General features: G+C 61.2%; 18 protein-coding genes. 10 read left to right on the forward strand and 8 right to left on the reverse strand.

The annotated features are described in order from the left end of the window. Nucleotides 1-212: 212 nt before the first annotated feature. The 3 genes from C8K58_RS28220 to C8K58_RS28230 all read left to right on the forward strand — a co-directional run bounded on the left by C8K58_RS28220 (nt 213) and on the right by C8K58_RS28230 (nt 5,358). The gene (locus C8K58_RS28220) at nt 213-2,264 is read left to right on the forward strand and encodes a bifunctional diguanylate cyclase/phosphodiesterase (protein ID WP_027605584.1); all 2,052 of its coding nucleotides are present in this window, start codon (nt 213-215) and stop codon (nt 2,262-2,264) included. Between the two features lie 126 nt (nt 2,265-2,390). Next, the gene (locus C8K58_RS28225; RefSeq protein WP_108574747.1) at nt 2,391-3,734 is read left to right on the forward strand and encodes an imelysin family protein; all 1,344 of its coding nucleotides are present in this window, start codon (nt 2,391-2,393) and stop codon (nt 3,732-3,734) included. A gap of 169 nt (nt 3,735-3,903) precedes the next feature. After that, entirely contained in the window at nt 3,904-5,358 is a 1,455-nt protein-coding gene (locus tag C8K58_RS28230; protein WP_027605582.1) for a TrkH family potassium uptake protein, read from the forward strand. Here the strand turns inward: C8K58_RS28230 and C8K58_RS28235 are convergent. Further along, nucleotides 5,315-6,373 carry an AraC family transcriptional regulator gene (locus C8K58_RS28235; protein ID WP_027605581.1) on the reverse strand — a complete coding sequence of 353 codons (1,059 nt, stop codon included), beginning with the start codon at nt 6,371-6,373 and terminating at the stop codon, nt 5,315-5,317. The genes C8K58_RS28230 and C8K58_RS28235 overlap by 44 nt on opposite strands. Nucleotides 6,374-6,535: 162 nt before the next feature. On the opposite strand from C8K58_RS28235, the gene C8K58_RS28240 reads away from it, so the two are divergent. The 3 genes from C8K58_RS28240 (at nt 6,536) to C8K58_RS28245 (ending at nt 8,688) form a co-directional block, all read left to right on the forward strand. Next, entirely contained in the window at nt 6,536-6,847 is a 312-nt protein-coding gene (locus tag C8K58_RS28240) for a DUF962 domain-containing protein (protein WP_108574748.1), read from the forward strand. 366 nt (nt 6,848-7,213) lie between these two features. Next, nucleotides 7,214-7,387 (forward strand): hypothetical protein, encoded by a 174-nt coding sequence (locus tag C8K58_RS32555; protein ID WP_162844272.1) that lies wholly within the window; start codon nt 7,214-7,216, stop codon nt 7,385-7,387. Nucleotides 7,388-7,491: 104 nt separating this feature from the next. Next, nucleotides 7,492-8,688: an MFS transporter gene (locus tag C8K58_RS28245; RefSeq protein WP_108574749.1), complete on the forward strand. Its 1,197-nt coding sequence runs from the start codon at nt 7,492-7,494 to the stop codon at nt 8,686-8,688. Here the strand turns inward: C8K58_RS28245 and arfB are convergent. Further along, nucleotides 8,685-9,098 (reverse strand): alternative ribosome rescue aminoacyl-tRNA hydrolase ArfB, encoded by a 414-nt coding sequence (arfB, locus tag C8K58_RS28250; protein ID WP_017139168.1) that lies wholly within the window; start codon nt 9,096-9,098, stop codon nt 8,685-8,687. The two genes, C8K58_RS28245 and arfB, sit on opposite strands and share 4 nt — an antisense overlap. A 70-nt stretch (nt 9,099-9,168) precedes the next feature. Between arfB and C8K58_RS28255 the strand changes: the two genes are divergently transcribed. Beyond that, on the forward strand, nt 9,169-9,543 hold the full coding sequence (locus C8K58_RS28255) for a cytochrome c (protein ID WP_027605578.1): 375 nt from the start codon (nt 9,169-9,171) through the stop codon (nt 9,541-9,543). A gap of 66 nt (nt 9,544-9,609) precedes the next feature. Here C8K58_RS28255 and C8K58_RS28260 read toward each other — a convergent pair whose 3' ends face one another. Continuing rightward, the gene (locus tag C8K58_RS28260) at nt 9,610-11,031 is read right to left on the reverse strand and encodes an amino acid permease (protein ID WP_027605577.1); all 1,422 of its coding nucleotides are present in this window, start codon (nt 11,029-11,031) and stop codon (nt 9,610-9,612) included. A 638-nt stretch (nt 11,032-11,669) separates the two neighbouring features. On the opposite strand from C8K58_RS28260, the gene C8K58_RS32560 reads away from it, so the two are divergent. Together C8K58_RS32560 and C8K58_RS28270 are read left to right on the forward strand one after the other, a co-directional pair. Then, entirely contained in the window at nt 11,670-11,807 is a 138-nt protein-coding gene (locus tag C8K58_RS32560; protein WP_003175756.1) for a hypothetical protein, read from the forward strand. A gap of 73 nt (nt 11,808-11,880) precedes the next feature. Continuing rightward, nucleotides 11,881-12,840, forward strand: coding sequence for a hypothetical protein (locus C8K58_RS28270; RefSeq protein WP_027605575.1), 960 nt, complete (start codon nt 11,881-11,883; stop codon nt 12,838-12,840). 125 nt (nt 12,841-12,965) lie between these two features. On the opposite strand, the gene rluB is transcribed toward C8K58_RS28270, so the two are convergent. From rluB to C8K58_RS28295, 5 genes are all read right to left on the reverse strand, one after another. Further along, nucleotides 12,966-14,213 carry a 23S rRNA pseudouridine(2605) synthase RluB gene (rluB, locus tag C8K58_RS28275; RefSeq protein ID WP_027605574.1) on the reverse strand — a complete coding sequence of 416 codons (1,248 nt, stop codon included), beginning with the start codon at nt 14,211-14,213 and terminating at the stop codon, nt 12,966-12,968. 292 nt (nt 14,214-14,505) lie between these two features. Continuing rightward, nucleotides 14,506-15,420, reverse strand: coding sequence for an SMC-Scp complex subunit ScpB (gene scpB / locus C8K58_RS28280; protein ID WP_027605573.1), 915 nt, complete (start codon nt 15,418-15,420; stop codon nt 14,506-14,508). Nucleotides 15,421-15,432: 12 nt separating this feature from the next. Then, entirely contained in the window at nt 15,433-16,131 is a 699-nt protein-coding gene (locus C8K58_RS28285; protein WP_169898658.1) for a ScpA family protein, read from the reverse strand. 120 nt (nt 16,132-16,251) lie between these two features. Beyond that, a complete protein-coding gene (locus tag C8K58_RS28290) occupies nt 16,252-16,881 on the reverse strand; it encodes an L-threonylcarbamoyladenylate synthase (protein WP_027605571.1) in 630 nt (209 codons plus the stop codon). Nucleotides 16,882-16,894: 13 nt separating this feature from the next. Continuing rightward, complete coding sequence (locus C8K58_RS28295; RefSeq protein WP_027605570.1) at nt 16,895-17,758, reverse strand: PHP domain-containing protein; 864 nt, start codon at nt 17,756-17,758, stop codon at nt 16,895-16,897. Nucleotides 17,759-17,845: 87 nt separating this feature from the next. Between C8K58_RS28295 and C8K58_RS28300 the strand changes: the two genes are divergently transcribed. Then, nucleotides 17,846-18,442 (forward strand): septation protein A, encoded by a 597-nt coding sequence (locus C8K58_RS28300; protein WP_027605569.1) that lies wholly within the window; start codon nt 17,846-17,848, stop codon nt 18,440-18,442. The last annotated feature ends 1 nt before the right edge of the window (nt 18,443 follow it).

An 18,443-nucleotide genomic window follows, 5' to 3' on the forward strand; every position in this document is an offset into this window, starting at 1 on the left:
AGGAGGATAAAGAGGGAATGGCGGATCTCAATCCGCCTACAGCCCCCTCGCGCCCCAGTTTTATTTCTCACCCCACGCGACGCTGAGCCACAACGCTCCTCGACATTTTTCCCAAACCATCCCCAGCCGCAATGTTCCTTTGACTGCCAACCTCAGATTGCCAATACTCATGGCATATTGAAGGCCACCCGCATGAGACAAGGAATGCCCCTTTGAAGCTGGAACTCAAAAACAGCTTGTCGGTGAAGTTGCTACGGGTCGTGCTGCTGTCGGCGTTGATCGTGGGCGTGACGCTGAGCGTGGCGCAGATCGTTTTCGATGCCTACAAGACGCGCCAGGCCGTGGCCGGTGATGCCCAGCGCATCCTCGACATGTTTCGCGACCCCTCGACCCAGGCCGTCTATAGCCTGGACCGCGAGATGGGCATGCAGGTGATAGAGGGGCTGTTCCAGGACGAGGCGGTGCGCATGGCCTCCATCGGCCATCCCAACGAAACCATGCTGGCAGAAAAAAGCCGCGCCTTGCAGCACTCCCCCAGCCGCTGGCTCACCGACCTGATTCTTGGCCGGGAACGCACCTTCACCACGGCCTTGGTCGGCAAAGGCCCCTACAGCGAATATTACGGCGACCTGAGCATTACCCTCGACACCGCCACGTACGGCCAGGGTTTTATTGTCAGTTCGGTGATCATCTTCATTTCCGGCGTGTTACGCGCCTTGGCCATGGGCCTGGTGTTGTACCTGGTTTACCACTGGCTGCTGACCAAGCCGCTGTCGCGGATTATCGAACACCTGACATCGATCAACCCGGACCGTCCCAGCGAGCACAAGATCCCGCAACTCAAGGGCCACGAGCGCAACGAGTTGGGGTTGTGGATCAACACCGCCAACCAGTTGCTCGAATCCATCGAGCGCAACACCCACCTGCGCCATGAGGCGGAATCCAGCCTGCTGCGCATGGCCCAGTACGATTTTCTCACCGGCCTGCCCAACCGCCAGAAACTGCAGGAGCAACTGGACAAGATCCTCATCGACGCCGGCCGCCGCCAGCGCCGCGTAGCGGTGCTGTGCGTGGGACTGGATGACTTCAAAAGCGTCAACGAGCAGTTCACCTACCAGGCCGGCGACAAATTGCTGCTGGCCCTGGCCGACCGTCTGCGCGCCCACAGCGGTCGCCTCGGCGCCCTCGCCCGCCTGGGGGGCGACCAGTTCGCGCTGGTACAGGCCGATATCGACCAGCCCTACGAAGCGGCCGAACTGGCGCAAAGCATCCTCGACGACCTGGAGGCGGAGTTCGCCCTCGACCACGAGGAAATTCGCCTGCGCGCCACCATCGGCATCACCTTGTTTCCCGAAGATGGCGACAGCACCGAGAAGCTGCTGCAAAAAGCCGAACAGACCATGACCCTGGCCAAGAGTCGCTCTCGCAACCGCTATCAGTTCTATATCGCCAGCGTCGACAGCGAAATGCGCCGCCGCCGCGAGCTGGAAAAAGACCTGCGCGATGCCCTCAGCCGCGACCAGTTCCACCTGGTCTACCAGCCGCAGATCAGCTACCGCGACCAGCGTGTGGTAGGCGTGGAAGCCCTGATCCGCTGGCAGCACCCGGAACACGGCCTGGTGCCGCCGGACCTGTTCATCCCGCTGGCAGAACAGAACGGCACCATTATTCCGATTGGCGAATGGGTACTGGACCAGGCCTGTCGACAATTGCGCGAATGGCATGACCTGGGCTTCACCGAACTGCGCATGGCGGTCAACCTGTCCACCGTGCAGTTGCACCACACCGAGTTGCCACGGGTGGTCAACAACCTGATGCAGATCTACCGCCTGCCGCCGCGCAGCCTGGAACTGGAAGTCACCGAGACCGGCCTGATGGAAGACATCAGCACCGCCGCCCAACACCTGTTGAGCCTGCGCCGCTCCGGGGCATTGATCGCGATTGATGATTTCGGCACCGGCTATTCCTCCTTGAGCTATTTGAAGAGCCTGCCCCTGGACAAGATCAAGATCGACAAAAGCTTCGTCCAGGACCTGCTGGACGACGATGACGACGCCACCATCGTTCGCGCCATTATCCAACTGGGCAAAAGCCTGGGCATGCAGGTCATCGCGGAAGGCGTGGAAACCGCGGAGCAGGAGGCCTACATCATCTCCGAGGGTTGCCATGAAGGTCAGGGTTACTACTACAGTAAACCCCTGCCGGCCCGGGAGTTGGCGGCTTTTTTGAAGCAGGCGGAGCGCAATGGCGCGGCTATTCTCTGAGCGGACAAAACGATACTGAAGATTTCCCGCGTATAACCCTTTACACAAAATGCAAATCTTTCGCATTATGTCGCAGTTTTGCGCGACCCCCGCGCGCCCATCAACAACCGAAGCAGGATGTTCGCCATGATTCGTATGCCCCTGGCCACCGCCAGTCTGCTGGCCATTGCCATTTCTCTCGCCGGTTGCGGCGAAGGTAAAGACAAGCCCGCAGCCAACCAGGCGCCGACCCCGGCTGCCAGCACCACCGCTCCAGCGGCTGCCACCCCTGCCGGCCAGGTCGATGAAGCGGCCGCCAAGGCCGTGGTTGCGCATTACGCCGACATGGTCTTCGCGGTGTACAGCGATGCCGAGTCCACGGCAAAAACCCTGCAAACCGCAATCGACGCCTTCCTCGCCAAACCGAACGACGAAACCCTGAAAGCCGCCCGCGCCGCCTGGGTTGCCGCGCGCGTTCCGTACCTGCAGAGCGAAGTGTTCCGCTTCGGCAACACCATCATCGATGACTGGGAAGGTCAGGTTAACGCCTGGCCTCTGGACGAAGGTCTGATCGACTACGTCGACAAATCCTACGAACACGCTCTGGGCAACCCGGGCGCTACCGCCAACATCATCGCCAACACCGAAGTCCAGGTCGGCGAAGACAAGGTCGACGTGAAGGACATCACCCCGGAAAAACTCGCCAGCCTCAATGAGCTGGGCGGTTCCGAAGCCAACGTCGCCACCGGCTACCACGCCATCGAATTCCTGCTCTGGGGCCAGGACCTGAACGGCACCGGCCCAGGCGCCGGCAACCGCCCTGCGTCGGATTACCTGACCGGCGACGGCGCAACCGGCGGCCACAACGAGCGCCGCCGCGCCTACCTGACCGCCGTGACCCAACTGCTGGTCAGCGACCTGCAGGAAATGGTCGGCAACTGGAAACCCAACGTCGAAGACAACTACCGCGCCACCCTGGAGGCAGAACCTGCCACCGACGGCCTGCGCAAAATGTTGTTCGGCATGGGCAGCCTGTCCTTGGGCGAACTGGCCGGTGAACGCATGAAGGTTTCCCTGGAAGCCAACTCGCCCGAAGACGAACAGGACTGCTTCAGCGACAACACCCATTACTCGCACTTCTACGACGCCAAGGGTATCCGCAACGTCTACCTGGGCGAGTACACCCGCGTCGACGGCACCAAACTGACCGGCGCCAGCCTGTCGTCCCTGGTGGCCAAGGTCGACCCGGCTGCCGATACCGCGCTGAAAGCGGACCTGGCGGCGACCGAAGCGAAAATCCAGGTCATGGTTGATCACGCTCAGAAAGGTGAACACTACGACCAGTTGATCGCGGCCGGTAACGACGCAGGCAACCAGATCGTGCGTGACGCCATCGCCGCCCTGGTCAAGCAGACCGGTTCGATCGAGGCCGCGGCAGGCAAGCTGGGCATCAGCGACCTGAACCCGGATAACGCTGATCACGAGTTCTGATCAGTACGGTGTTGAATGAGGCGGCCTTCGGGTCGCCTTTTTTTTACCTGCCTTTCACAGTAGGACCGCCACCCCCTCCCACATTTGATTTGCGTCGCTTTCAAGGCCCGGTTTACATGCCCGGCACCCCAGGTAGAATGACGCCTCTGCCCTATTTCGAGCTCACTTCATGGCGTTGCCGACCCTACGCATCATCGGTTTCATCATCGGCATCTTCCTGATCACCCTTGCGATCGCCATGGTCGTGCCCATGGCCACCCTGGTGATTTTCGAACGGACCAGCGACCTGCCCTCGTTCCTCTGGGCCAGCCTGATCACCTTTGTCGCCGGGCTTGCCCTGGTGATTCCCGGTCGTCCCGAACACGTGCACCTGCGTCCGCGAGACATGTACCTGCTCACGGTCAGCAGTTGGGTGGTGGTATGCGTGTTCGCCGCGCTGCCGTTCCTGCTGACCCAGCACATCAGCTACACCGACTCGTTTTTCGAAAGCATGTCAGGTATCACCGCCACCGGTTCCACGGTGCTGAGCGGCCTGGACACCCTGTCCCCCGGCATTTTGATGTGGCGCTCGCTGCTGCACTGGCTCGGCGGCATCGGCTTTATCGGCATGGCGGTGGCGATCCTGCCGCTGCTGCGTATCGGTGGCATGCGCCTGTTCCAGACCGAATCCTCGGACCGCTCAGAGAAGGTCATGCCCCGCTCGCACATGGTGGCGCGGCTGATCGTGGCGGCCTACGTCGGCATCACCATCCTCGGCAGCCTGGCGTTCTGGTGGGCCGGCATGGGCCTGTTCGATGCGATCAACCATGCGATGTCGGCGATTTCCACCGGTGGGTTCTCCACCTCGGACGAATCCCTGGCGCACTGGAAACAACCGGCGGTGCACTGGGTGGCGGTGGTGGTGATGATCCTCGGCAGCTTGCCGTTCACCCTGTACGTGGCCACCTTGCGGGGTAATCGCAAGGCATTGATCAAGGATCAGCAAGTACAAGGCTTGCTCGGCCTGTTGCTGGTGACCTGGCTGGTGCTCGGCACCTGGTACTGGTGGACCACCAACCTGCATTGGCTGGACGCCCTGCGCCATGTGGCGTTGAACGTCACGTCGGTAGTGACCACCACCGGTTTTGCACTGGGGGACTACAGCCTGTGGGGCAACTTCTCACTGATGCTGTTTTTCTACCTGGGCTTCATCGGTGGCTGTTCCGGCTCCACGGCGGGCGGGATCAAGATTTTCCGCTTCCAGGTCGCCTATATCCTGCTCAAGGCCAACTTGAACCAGCTGATTCACCCGCGCGCGGTAATCAAGCAGAAGTACAACGGCCACCGCCTCGACGAAGAGATCGTGCGTTCGATCCTGACCTTTTCGTTTTTCTTCGCCATCACCATCTGCGCCATCGCCCTGGCCTTGTCGCTGCTGGGCCTGGACTGGATGACCGCACTCACCGGCGCCGCCAGCACCGTGTCCGGTGTCGGCCCGGGCCTGGGGGAAACCATTGGCCCGGCCGGCAACTTCGCCAGCCTGCCGGATGCGGCCAAGTGGATCCTGTCCCTGGGCATGCTGCTGGGCCGGCTGGAAATCATCACAGTCTTTGTTCTGTGCATTCCGGCGTTCTGGCGTCACTGACCGTCGACGCGTCCTGCAGTCGCGCCCGGTATTCGCCGGGCGTGGCATCGAACCAGCGGCGAAACGCGCGAAAGAAGTTGCTCGGGTCGGCAAAGCCCAGCAGGTAGGCGATCTCTAACAGGGTCATGCTCGGCTGCGCCAGGTACTGCTCGGCCAGTTCGCGGCGGGTGTCGTCGAGCAGGGTCTGGAAACTCGTGCCTTCTTCCTGCAGGCGCCGCTGCAAGGTGCGCTGGGACAGGTGCAGGGTCTGGGCCACCACTTCGCGCTTGGGCTCGCCCTGGGGCAGCAGTCGGCACAGCACCTGCCGCGCCTTGTGGGTCACGCGGCTTTCGGAGAACCGCGCCAGGTATTCACCGGCAAATCGATCGTGCAACAGCGCCATGGCCTCGTTGGCCGTGGGCAGCGGCGCGTCCATGTCGGCGCGCTCAAAGATCAGCGCGTCATACGGCGCATTGAACTCCAGCGGGGCATGGAACGCTTGTTTATAGGGGGCCAGGTCCCCCGGTTGATCGCCCTGCAACAGCACTTTGCGGGGTTGCAGGGTCCGCCCGGTGAGCCAGCCGCACAGCGCCAACGCACAGGCCAGGGAGGCTTCGGCGCTTTGTCGGGTCGGCGGAAGATGATCGCCATGCACCGTCAGAATCAGCGCATAGCCTTCAGGTAATAGTCGGAAACTCAAATCGGCGCTTTCGGCGATGATCCGCTGGTAACGCACCAGGCGCATAAAGCCCTCGGCCAGGGTGTTGCTGGACATCAAGGCGTAACCGGCCACATGAAACGACGCCGGGCGCACCACCTTGCCCATGTTCAGGCCAATCGCCGGGTTACCCGACAGCTCGACCGCGCGCTGCCACAGGCGAGTCATGGAGTCTTGCGGGAACCGTGCATCGGGGTCACTCAGGGCGGCGTAGTCCAGGCCCAGTTGCTTGAACAAGGCGCGGCAATCCAGGCCGTCCATTTCCAGTGCCTTGACTATCCCCATCGCCCAGCTTGCAGAAGTTGTTCGTTCGCTCATGGCGTCTTCTTAATAAAGCAGGCTCAAAATGGCAGCCAGGAAAGCCAAGGATACTAAAGTGGCATCTATTGTCACTGGCTGTTACCACTGATCACTCTAGACTCAAATAAGCTCCCCGCCGAACATCTGTTCGGCGGCACAACAATCAAAGGGCCGGCTGCAGTGGAAAACCTCAATCGATTCAACAGCTTTGCCGAGTTTTACCCCTATTACCTGACCGAGCACGGCAACAGCACCTGCCGGCGCCTGCACTTTATCGGCACTACCCTGGTGATCGGCATCCTGGCCTATGCCATCGGCAGGGGTTCGCTGGTCCTGTTGTTGGCCGTGCCGATTGCCGGCTACAGTTTTGCCTGGATCGGGCACTTCTTCTTCGAAAAGAACCGTCCGGCGACCTTCCAGCACCCGTTCTACAGCTTGCTCGGGGATTTTGTGATGTACCGCGACATGATCCTCGGCAAGGTGCCGTTCTGAGCGATGTGACCTCTTGTCACTTGCGTAAAAACGATAAAAGGTTCGTACAGCCGGCGATATAAAAGTCTTTTTGTCATTTACAGTGCTGTATCCTGCCAAGGCTTTTTGAGAGCGCGGAATCACCTGCGATTGAAAAAACAGACTTTGCGAGGAGCGACGACGATGCACGAGATACCTAATCTCCCCTTCCCAAGCCTGCACGAAACTGAGCAGCCAACACCGCAGCAGGCCAGCGCGAAGCAGCCTGAGGCCAAAGAAGCAAAACCAGTCGACAGCAAGAGCCAGGACTGACGCCGTACCAGACCGTGTGGAAAGCGTACCTTTGAACGCTTTCCACACTGCCTGAATCACCCCGAGGTACCCGCCATGACAGACACCCTCCCGGACACCGCCGTACTCGACACCGCCCTGCAGATGGTCGACGTGTGGAACCGCCTCAGCGCGGACAAACAAGCCTTGCTGCTCAAGCGCTTCGGCACCCAGGAAAACGCCCTGGCCGCCCTGGTCACCACCCAGTTACTCGCCCCCCTTCAAGCCTGACGTCTTTTTGATCTGACGTTTTTGCGTTTTACCGCCCTGCGCACGCCCAAGCCCCGGTATCATTAGCAGCCTATCTTTACCTGCTGCGACAGTGGACCTCTCCCATGCCAGATACCCAGCGCCCCCTGGCGGTAACGCTGCAAGTTGTTTCCATCGTGTTGTTCACCTTTATCGGCTACCTGAATATCGGCATTCCCCTGGCCGTGTTGCCGGGCTATGTCCACAGTGAACTGGGCTACGGCGCGGTGATCGCCGGCCTGGTGATCAGCGTGCAGTACCTGGCCACGCTGCTGAGCCGCCCCTATGCCGGCAAAATCATCGATAACCTGGGCAGCAAGCGGGCGGTGCTGATCGGCCTGGTGGGCTGCGGCGCGAGTGGCGTGTTCATGTTGCTTGCGGCGTGGTTTTCAAGCGTGCCGGCCGTCAGCCTGGCCAGCCTGCTCATTGGTCGATTGGTACTGGGCAGCGCAGAAAGCCTGGTGGGCTCAGGTGCCATCGGCTGGGGCATCGGCCGGGTGGGCGCGGCCAATACCGCCAAGGTCATTTCGTGGAACGGCATCGCCAGTTACGGCGCGCTGGCGGTCGGTGCGCCGTTGGGTGTGCTGCTGGTGCGGAATTTCGGACTGTGGAGCATGGGTGTCAGCATTATCCTGCTGGCGGTCGTCGGCGTGCTGCTGGCCTGGAACAAAGTGGCCGCCCCCATCGTCGCCGGCGTGCGCCTGCCGTTCATGAACGTACTGGGCCGAGTCCTGCCCCACGGCTGCGCGCTGGCCCTGGGCTCCATCGGCTTTGGCACCATCGCCACCTTTATCACCCTGTATTACACCACCCAGCACTGGGATAACGCGGTGTGGGCATTGAGCCTGTTCGGCGCCAGCTTTATCGGTGCGCGCCTGCTGTTCGGCAACTTGATCAACCGTATCGGCGGCTTTCGCGTAGCGATCGCCTGCCTGTCGGTGGAGATCCTCGGCCTGCTGCTGTTGTGGCTGGCGCCGGATGCCAACCTGGCCCTGGCCGGCGCGGCGTTGAGCGGTTTCGGCTTCTCCCTGGTGTTTCCGGCGCTGGGGGTGGAGGCGGTCAACCTGGTGCCCGCATCCAGCCGTGGTTCGGCGGTGGGCGCCTATTCGCTGTTTATCGACCTGTCGCTGGGCATTACCGGGCCGCTGGCCGGGGCCGTGGCGGCAGGTTTCGGTTTTGCGTCGATCTTCCTGTTCGCCGCCCTCGCCGCCCTCGGTGGGCTGCTGCTGAGTGTCTACCTGTACCGGCAAGCACCCAAGGCCCGCGAAGCGCGCGATGCCTAGAAGTCGACCTTGCCGCGCCCGGCCTTGATGCTGCCGCGCTTGGTCTTGGATTCCAGGCGCCGCTTTTTCGAGCCCAGGGTGGGCTTGGTCGGGCGGCGCTTCTTCTCGACCTTGGTGGCACTGAGGATCAGCTCCACCAGGCGCTCCAGCGCGTCGGCGCGGTTCTGTTCCTGGGTCCGGTACTGCTGGGCCTTGAGCACCAGCACGCCTTCGCTGGTGATACGGCTGTCACGCAGTGCCAGCAGTCGCTCCTTGTAGAACGCCGGCAGCGACGACGCCGGAATATCAAACCGCAGGTGCACCGCGCTCGACACCTTGTTGACGTTCTGCCCGCCGGCGCCCTGGGCGCGGATGGCGGTCAGCTCGATTTCGGCATCGGGCAGGTGCACGTTGTTGGAAATAACCAGCATCACTCAATAAACCCTAGGCAACAGACACACCCAATCAGGACAACAGCCTCAACAACAAGGACGCATGACAATGAAAAGACTATTGATCACTTTGCTCGGCACCTTATCACTCATTCAAACGTCACTGTCCTTTGCAGATAACGCCAATGGCAAAAACCTCTATTCACAGCGCTGCGCCATGTGCCACGGGCCGGACCTCAAGGCAACGGGGCCGTTGGCCAATAAAAGCAACCCGCCTACACCTGACCTGACAACCCCAGCCTTCAAAAAACGGCTGGCGGCTTACCCGGGCGTTATTGTGTCGTCGGTCATACTTCGCCCGAATGGAGACCTGATCCCAAAAACGCTGCGCGAGAATGGGGTGAAGGTCGCGCCGCATGCCTGGAACGTTAAGGACTTTCGCGACTTGAATGAATACATGAGCGGTGTGATTTCAAAAAGTTGACGGCTTCAAACCGCAAAAAACCCCGCGCCCTATGCAGGATGCGGGGTTTTCCAGGTAGGCGCCTGTTTACTTCAACGCTGCACTCGCGGTGCTCAACGCCGCTTCAGCACTGCGCTTGTTCTTGATCCAATAACACACCGCCATAAACGCCACCCACAGCGGGATCGCGTACACCGACACCTGGATTCCCGGAATCATCAGCATGATCACCAGGATAAACACCACGAACGCCAGGCACACATAGTTGCCATACGGGTACCACAGCGCCTTGAACAGCGGCACCTGGCCGGTGCGGTTCATGTGCTGGCGGAACTTGAAGTGGGAGAAGCTGATCATCGCCCAGTTGATCACCAGCGTGGCCACCACCAGGGACATCAGCAATTCCAGCGCATGTTGCGGGATGAAGTAGTTCATCAACACCGCCACCAGCGTGACCGCCGCCGACGCGAGGATCGAACGCACCGGCACGCCGCGCTTGTCGATCTTGGCCAGCGCCTTGGGCGCATCACCCTGCTCAGCCATGCCCAGCAGCATGCGGCTGTTGCAGTAGGTGCCGCTGTTGTACACCGACAACGCCGCCGTCAACACCACGAAGTTGAGGATATGCGCGGCGGTGTTGCTGCCCAGCATGGAGAACACCTGCACGAACGGGCTGCCACTGTAGGCATCGCCGGAGGCGTTGAGGGTGGCCAGCAGGCTGTCCCATGGTGTCAGCGACAGCAATACCACCAGGGCGCCGATGTAGAAGATCAGGATGCGGTAGATCACCTGGTTGATCGCCTTGGGGATCACGGTGCGTGGCTGGTCGGCTTCGGCGGCGGTAAAGCCGAGCATTTCCAGGCCGCCGAAGGAGAACATGATGATCGCCATGGCCATCACCAAGCCGCTGACGCCATGGGGGAAGAAGCCGCCGTGTTCCCACAGGTTGCTCACCGAGGCTTGCGGGCCGCCGCTGCCGCTGACCAGCAGGTAGCTGCCCAGGGCGATCATGCCGACGATGGCCACCACCTTGATGATGGCGAACCAGAACTCCGCTTCACCAAAGACTTTGACGTTGGCCAGGTTGATCAGGTTGATCAGCACGAAGAACGCCGCCGCCGACACCCAGGTCGGGATCTCCGGCCACCAGTAGTGCACGTATTTGCCGACGGCTGTCAGCTCGGACATGCCCACCAGGATGTACAGGATCCAGCAGTTCCAGCCCGACAGGAAGCCGGCGAAACCGCCCCAGTACTTGTGGGCAAAGTGGCTGAAGGAACCGGCGACCGGCTCTTCGACGATCATTTCGCCGAGCTGGCGCATGATCATGAAGGCAATGAAGCCGCAGATGGCATAACCCAGGATCATCGACGGGCCGGCGGATTTGAGCACGCCGGCCGAGCCCAGGAACAGGCCGGTGCCGATGGCGCCACCAAGGGCGATCAACTGGATATGCCGATTTTTCAGGCCGCGTTTCAGCTCGCCTGAAGAGGAATGGGGTTCACTCATGAAAAGGGTCTCACGCAAGGTTTGATGATGTTGAATGCAGGTTGCTGCCTTGAATTACCGACTCAAGCAGCGCCGCTCAAACCCCAGCGCAGGCACCAGGAGTACAGCGTCTTTCTAACGGTCATGCGTCACCTGTTTGTTTTTATCTGTGACGAAATCGAACCCGCCGGGCTCGTGGCCAGGCGGAGTGATCAGGGTGGGTAAACCCTGAGGTCTTGGCCTTTTGCGTGGTTACGCAAGGGGGTCACAGTAAAACGCGGCGCATTGTACACCGCTCGACAGCTTCAAGCCGTACCCGCGGAGCACGTGCGACGATCTGTCAGGTATTCCTTACAGCGGTAAATAGGGCAATCATGCCGCGAGCTACACGTAAATTAATCGTTACAGCCTGGAAAATCGGCGTTACAGCTGTAAGTTTTTGAAAAAATGGCGGTAGGAAAATTCATCACCATTAGCGACGCCAGCTCACTGTATTTGCTGAAGAAAAAAAGCCGGCGAAAAAACAGAAGAAAAAATCCAAATGAGACCGTGTCAATAAATTTTTTGCATTACCAAACACTCTCACCTAGGTTCTTTCACTTGCCCAGCGAAGCCCGCTGGCAAGCCGTTCTCAAACAACGTCCTCTAGGAGATACACCATGCAAGCACTGGAAAACGACCTGGAAACCGAACTGCAACTCGACGATTGGTTTGAAGCGCCGACCCACGAGGCCGCCGTTGAAATGATGCAAGCCGATGCCGTTGTGCCATTTGGCACGGCGATGTGGCCTTTCTGACACCCGGCACGTATTCGGCAGGTGCTGTGCACGGCACCTGCCTCCTTACCCAAGGCACACAAGGACATACGTCATGGACAAGGCCCGCGCCGTTGAACACTTTCTCTACTACCTTGCACACCATCCGGCCCTCGGCGGCCTGAACTGCCCCACCGTGCTGCTGGGCCACACCGAGCGCTACGACGCCATCGCCCAGGCGATCGCCCAGAGCAGCGCCGCCCGTTTCAACTTCCAGGTGCAGCGCCTGGACCTGGCCGACAGCGACAGCCTGGCGCAGGCCATCGAAGCCTGCGACCTGTACCTGTTCCTCTACGATTCCTCCACCCTGCCCAACCCGCGCGCCGAAGGCCCGGACTTTATCCGTGCCCTGCAAGGCGTGATGGCCGAACACTGGAAGAAATCCCTGCTGTTCAAGGATTACGGCGACTATTTCTACGACACCTTCAGCGTCGAGCCGCAGCGCATCGCCGACCTCAACGCCACGCTGATCCGGCGCATGTCCCAAGCCGCTGTGCTGAGCTTTACCGACAAACACGGCTCACGCCTGCAGGCGCCCATGAGCAGCATCAAGAAGTGGACCAATATCAACGGCATCGGCAACCACGACCTGGCCCCCGGCGAAATCGCCACCCACAGCGAAGCCATCAATGGCCAGGTGCGGTTTGTCGGCACCTTTCTCAGCACCATCCCCTTCGCACGCAAGTACGGCGTGCTGCAGTCACCGCTGGAACTGTGGATCGAAAACTCGACCATCTGCAGCGTGGCCAGTGACGTGCCGGGGCTGGCCGACGACTTCAATAAATACCTGAATGCCAACCCGTCCAATCGCCGGGTGGAGGAACTGGGGATTGGCACCAATGAAGGGGTGAAGGACCTGTACGCGCGCAATGCCGGGTTCGAGGAGCGCCATTGCGGCTTGCACCTGGGCTTGGGTGGCGGGCAGAAAGGCAGCCATCACCTGGACCTGATCTTTGCCAGTGGGGTGTTGGCGCTGGATGACAAACCGGTGTTTGACGGCACCTTCGCGTTCTGAACACCGAACTTGAAAATGATGGAGAACCAACTGTGGGAGCAAGCCCCATCCCACATGTTTTACCTGTATTCCAAGGCAAAAAAAAACGCCAACCCTAGGGTTGGCGTTTGTGTGCAGCGGTTACATCACTGCGGCTTCTTGCGACCGAAGCCTGGACGCTGACCCGAACCGGCCGGTGCGCCACGGCGCTTGCCCGATGGCTCGTCCGCCACCAGCTTCAGGCCTGGGCGCTTTTTCGGCGCTGGCTTGGCCGGGCGCTTGGTGTTGGCGCTGTCGGCTGGGTGATCGGATGCCGGAGCACCGCGACCGGCGTCACCACGGTTGCTGCGACCACCGCTTGGCGCGTCACCACGACCGGCTGGGCGTGGGGTGCGTGGCGCACGTTCGCCTTCCTGGCGCGATGGCGCGGTGGGGCGACGCTCGCCTTCGATATGCGGTTGACGCGAGATACGCCCGCCGGTCGCCGGTGCATCCAGCGCCGGGCGCAGGGTGCGGGCAACACGTTCGGTGCGGGCCACGGGGCGCGACGATTTACGCTGCATACGATCGAGCTTGTCTTTGCTCTTGGCGTTCATCTGCGGCATGGCGACCGGCGTCAGGCCGACTTCGGCGCTGAGGATGTCGACTTCGTACTGGCTCATTTCACGCCAGCGGCCCATCGGCAGGTCGGAGTTGAGGAACACCGGGCCAAAACGCACGCGCTTCAGGCGGCTGACCACCAGGCCCTGGGATTCCCACAGGCGACGCACTTCACGGTTACGGCCTTCCATCACCACGCAGTGGTACCAGTGGTTGAAACCTTCACCGCCCGGCGCCTGCTTGATGTCGGTGAACTTGGCCGGGCCGTCTTCCAGCACCACGCCGGCCTTGAGGCGTTCGATCATCTCGTCATCGACTTCACCACGCACACGCACGGCGTATTCGCGGTCCATCTCGTAGGACGGGTGCATCAGGCGGTTGGCCAGTTCACCGTCGGTGGTGAACATCAGCAAGCCGGTGGTGTTGATGTCGAGACGACCGATGTTGATCCAACGGCCTTCCTTGGGCTTAGGCATCTTGTCGAACACGGTCGGACGGCCTTCCGGGTCGTCACGGGTGCAGATCTCGCCATCGGGCTTGTTGTACATGATCACGCGGCGCACCGATTCGGCGGCCTCTTCACGCTTGATGACCTTGCCATCAATGGTGATTGCATCGTGCAGGTCGACGCGCTGGCCAAGGGTGGCCTCGACGCCGTTGACCTTGATGCGCTTCTGGGTGATCCAGGCTTCGACGTCGCGGCGCGAGCCCACGCCGATACGCGCCAGCACCTTTTGCAGCTTTTCGCCTGCAGGGCCGATTTCCTGGCTGTCGTTCTGGTCTTTATCGTTCATCTTAAGCACCTCCCGGTGGGTCGATTCAGGCGTGGCCTGAAGAGTGTTGAAAGCGGGGCTTTGGCCGAATAGGTCGGCAAAGGGTCGCGAATCATACGCCCATGGCGCGCATTGCGCATCAGAGACTAGTCGATAAGCGCCAGGTCATTGCTTTTTCCGCCGACCGGCGATGCCCAGGGCACCACTGAACCCTTGTGGGAGGGGGCTTGCCCCCGATTGCGGTGTGTCAGTCTCAATCTCTTTAACTGAACCACCGCTATCGGGGGCAAGCCCCCTCCTACATTGGACTGCGTCAGTCTTCGAACTGGCGGCGTTCTGCCTCGATGGCCTCGGCCAGTGCCCGGGCTTCGTCTTCTTCGTCGCTCAGGGGCGGTTGTTCGAGGGCGGCGACGGCGGCCAGGAGTTTTTCGCGGGCTTCGGCCACGCCGAGGATATCGTCCTCAGGTTCAGGCTCGACCTCCACGCTCACCTGGGCGTCCGGCTCGGCCGCACCATCGCGCAGCAAGTCATCAAAGTCGGTCTTGATGCCCTGCTCCATGTCGTCCAGTTCCAGCAACAACGTATGGAAACTGGTTTCGTCCTTGGGCTCTTCCGGCTCGGCGGTGGCGTCGGCCAGTTCCTGCAGGCTCGCCGGGACCGGGGCGTCGTCGAAGTCAAGTACCGGCTCGGCTTCCATCTCGCGCAATTCGGCCAGGGGCGGCAGGTCGTCGAGGTTTTTCAGGTTGAAATGGTCGAGGAACACCTTGGTGGTGGCGAACATCGCCGGTTTGCCGGGCACGTCGCGGTAGCCGACGATGCGGATCCACTCACGCTCCAGCAGCGTCTTGACGATATGGCTGTTGACCGCCACGCCCCGCACGTCCTCGATTTCGCCACGGGTGATGGGCTGGCGATAGGCGATCAGCGCCATGGTCTCCAGCATCGCCCGTGAATAGCGCTGCGGGCGCTCTTCCCAGAGGCGGCCGACCCACGGGGAAAACTTCTCACGGATCTGCAGGCGATAACCCGACGCCACCTCGCGCAGTTCAAAGGCGCGGCCGTCGCAGGATTTGCGCAGGATTTCCAGTGCCTTCTTGAACACCGGCGGTTCAGGGCGCTCGGCTTCCTCAAACAGTTCGAACAGACGCTCCAGGGATTGCGGCTTACCCGAGGCCAGGAGAAAGGCCTCCAGTAACGGGGCCAGTTCGCGGGGTTCAGTCAGATTCATCGTTTCAGCTCTTTATTCGGCTCGCGCCCGCACGTGGATAGCCGCAAAAGGCTCATTCTGGACCAGCTCGACCAAGGACTCCTTGACCAGTTCGAGGACCGCCATAAAGGTCACCACCACCCCCAGGCGCCCTTCTTCCGCCGTGAACAGCTCCACAAACGGCACAAACCCGCCGCCCTTGAGGCGTTCGAGTACATCGCTCATGCGCTCGCGGGTGGACAGGGCCTCGCGGCTGACCTGGTGGTGCTCGAACATATCGCCACGGCGCAGCACCTCGGCCATGGACATCAGCAACTCTTCCAGGCTCACGTCCGGCAGCAGCTTGCGTGCACGGGCCTCGGGGGCGTCGAGCTTGGGTACCACCACGTCGCGACCGACGCGGCTCAGGCCGTCGATACCTTCGGCGGCGGCCTTGAAGCGCTCGTATTCCTGCAGCCGGCGGATCAGTTCGGCGCGCGGGTCGTCCTCTTCGGCCTCGACCGTCTCCGCGCGCGGCAACAGCATGCGCGACTTGATCTCGGCGAGCATGGCGGCCATCACCAGGTACTCGGCAGCCAGTTCCAGGCGTACCGACTGCATCAATTCGACATAGCCCATGTACTGGCGGGTGATTTCCGCCACCGGGATGTCGAGGATGTTGATGTTCTGCTTGCGGATCAGGTACAGCAGCAAGTCCAGCGGGCCCTCGAAAGCCTCAAGGAAGACCTCCAGGGCGTCCGGCGGAATGTACAGGTCCAGCGGCATTTCCAGCACCGCCTGGCCGTAGACCATGGCAAACGGCAGCTCCTGCTGGGCGCCCGCCTGGCTGTCGACGGTTTCCACGGCTGACATTCAGGCCTCGGCCATAAAGGGCGCAGGATCGCCGCAACCGACACGGATCACTTCAGGTTCGCCGTCGGCCAGGTTGATCACGGTGGAGGCCTTGTTGCCGCCGAAACCGCCGTCGATGATCAGGTCGACCTGTTTTTCCAGCAATTGGCGCATTTCGTATGGGTCTTCCAGGGGCTCGGTGTCGCCGGGCATGATCAGCGACACACTCATCAACGGCTCACCCAGCTCGGCCAGCAACGCTAGGGCGATGGGATGCTCCGGCACCCGCAGGCCAATGGTGCGTTTTTTCGGGTGCAGCAGCAGGCGCGGCACTTCGCGGGTCGCGTTGAGGATAAAGGTGTAGGGCCCTGGCGTGTGGGCCTTGAGCAGGCGGAAGGTGCCGGTGTCGACCTTGGCGAACAGGCCCAGCTGGGACAAGTCGCTGCAGATCAGCGCGAAGTTGTGCTTGTCATCCAGCTGGCGCAGACGTCTGACACGCTCGACAGCGCCCTTGTCACCGATCTGGCAACCGATGGCGTAGGACGAATCGGTCGGGTAGATCACCACACCGCCGGCGCGAATGATCTCTACGGCCTGCTTGATCAGGCGCGCCTGGGGGTTTTCCGGATGAATCTGGAAGAATTGACTCACGGGTTCTACCTGTTCAGACGGTGGCAATAATGGGGTCATGCTTGAATCTCCCCCACAACAGCGGCAAATCTTCCGGGACCGCGCGGTACTCGCCGATCTCGGACCAGCCGCCAGGGCCATGAAAGTCACTGCCGGCGCTGACCAGCAGACCAAATTCGCGAGCAAGGATCGACAGGCTGCCCACCTGTTCGGCGGGTTGAAAGCCGTTGACCACTTCAATCGCGTGACCGCCAGCTCCAATATAGTCGCCAATCAGCTTGCGACGCTTGCTGCGGGTGAAATCGTAATGCCAGGGATGGGCCAGGCTGACCCAGGCTCCGGAGGCCCGCAGGGTCTCGACGGTGTCTTCGAGGGTCGGCCAATGTTGCTTCACATCGCCCAACTTGCCGGCGCCCAGCCACTTGCGAAAGGCTTCGGCGCGGTCCTTGACAAAACCCTCACGCACCATCCAGTCGGCAAAGTGCGGACGGGCCGGCGCGTTGCCGCTGTCACCCAGTTCCTGCTGGATGGCGCGGGCGCCGTCGAGGGCGTTGGGCATGCCTTTGAGGCTGAGTTTTCGGCTTATTTCTTCGGACCGCAGCCAGCGGCCATCGTGCAATTGCGCGATAGCCTCCACCAGCGGCGGCGCTTTTTGATCGAAGCCGTAGCCGAGCACATGAATGGTGGCGCCGCCCCAGGTGCAGGACAATTCCACCCCGTTGACCAGCTGCATGCCCAGGGCATGGGCCGTTGTACGGGCTTCGTCGAGGCCTTCGAGGGTGTCGTGGTCGGTCAACGAGAGGACTCGCACGCCTTTTTCAAACGCACGCGCAACCAGTACCGCGGGCGCCAGGGCGCCGTCGGAGGCCGTGCTGTGGCAGTGCAAATCAACATTCACGGGGGGGTGTAACCTCAAGTCAGCTGGCGCTATCGCAACCAAGGATGTTTGTTATTATGCCGCCACATCCAGCTTCTGGCTCTTACTGTGAAACAATTCATCGACTTCATCCCGCTGTTGCTGTTTTTCATCGTTTACAAACTCGACCCCAGGGTCATCGACCTGGCCGGCCATGAGCTGACTGTCGGCGGCATCTACAGTGCCACCGCCGTGCTCATCATCAGCTCTGTGGTGGTCTACGGCGCCATCTTCATTTCCCAGCGCAAACTGGAAAAAAGCCAGTGGCTGACCCTGGTCGCCTGCCTGGTCTTCGGCAGCCTGACCCTGGCCTTCCACAGCGAAACCTTCCTGAAATGGAAAGCGCCGGTGGTGAACTGGCTGTTCGCCCTGGCGTTCATCGGCAGCCACTTCATCGGTGATCGCCTGCTGATCAAGCGGATCATGGGCCACGCGCTGACCCTGCCGGAACCGGTGTGGACACGCTTGAACCTGGCCTGGATCGCGTTTTTCATCTTCTGCGGCGCCGCCAACCTGTTCGTGGCGTTTACCTTCCAGGACTACTGGGTCGACTTCAAAGTGTTCGGCAGCCTGGGCATGACCGTGCTGTTCCTGGTCGCCCAGGGCATCTACCTGTCGCGCCACCTGCATGACACCGAGCCTACTACGCCGAAAACCGAGGACTGAC

This window comes from Pseudomonas sp. GV047 (assembly GCF_003058245.1).
Taxonomy (GTDB): domain Bacteria; phylum Pseudomonadota; class Gammaproteobacteria; order Pseudomonadales; family Pseudomonadaceae; genus Aquipseudomonas; species Aquipseudomonas marginalis.

Coding starts and splice junctions, on each gene's coding strand:
- C8K58_RS28225 (WP_108574747.1), top strand. CDS start 2,391: ATGATTCGTATGCCCCTGGCCACCGCCAGTCTGCTGGCCATTGCCATT.
- C8K58_RS28235 (WP_027605581.1), bottom strand. CDS start 6,373: ATGAGCGAACGAACAACTTCTGCAAGCTGGGCGATGGGGATAGTCAAG.
- C8K58_RS32560 (WP_003175756.1), top strand. CDS start 11,670: ATGCAAGCACTGGAAAACGACCTGGAAACCGAACTGCAACTCGACGAT.
- C8K58_RS28260 (WP_027605577.1), bottom strand. CDS start 11,031: ATGAGTGAACCCCATTCCTCTTCAGGCGAGCTGAAACGCGGCCTGAAA.
- C8K58_RS28245 (WP_108574749.1), top strand. CDS start 7,492: ATGCCAGATACCCAGCGCCCCCTGGCGGTAACGCTGCAAGTTGTTTCC.
- C8K58_RS28270 (WP_027605575.1), top strand. CDS start 11,881: ATGGACAAGGCCCGCGCCGTTGAACACTTTCTCTACTACCTTGCACAC.
- C8K58_RS28230 (WP_027605582.1), top strand. CDS start 3,904: ATGGCGTTGCCGACCCTACGCATCATCGGTTTCATCATCGGCATCTTC.
- C8K58_RS28255 (WP_027605578.1), top strand. CDS start 9,169: ATGAAAAGACTATTGATCACTTTGCTCGGCACCTTATCACTCATTCAA.
- C8K58_RS32555 (WP_162844272.1), top strand. CDS start 7,214: ATGACAGACACCCTCCCGGACACCGCCGTACTCGACACCGCCCTGCAG.
- arfB (WP_017139168.1), bottom strand. CDS start 9,098: ATGCTGGTTATTTCCAACAACGTGCACCTGCCCGATGCCGAAATCGAG.
- rluB (WP_027605574.1), bottom strand. CDS start 14,213: ATGAACGATAAAGACCAGAACGACAGCCAGGAAATCGGCCCTGCAGGC.
- scpB (WP_027605573.1), bottom strand. CDS start 15,420: ATGAATCTGACTGAACCCCGCGAACTGGCCCCGTTACTGGAGGCCTTT.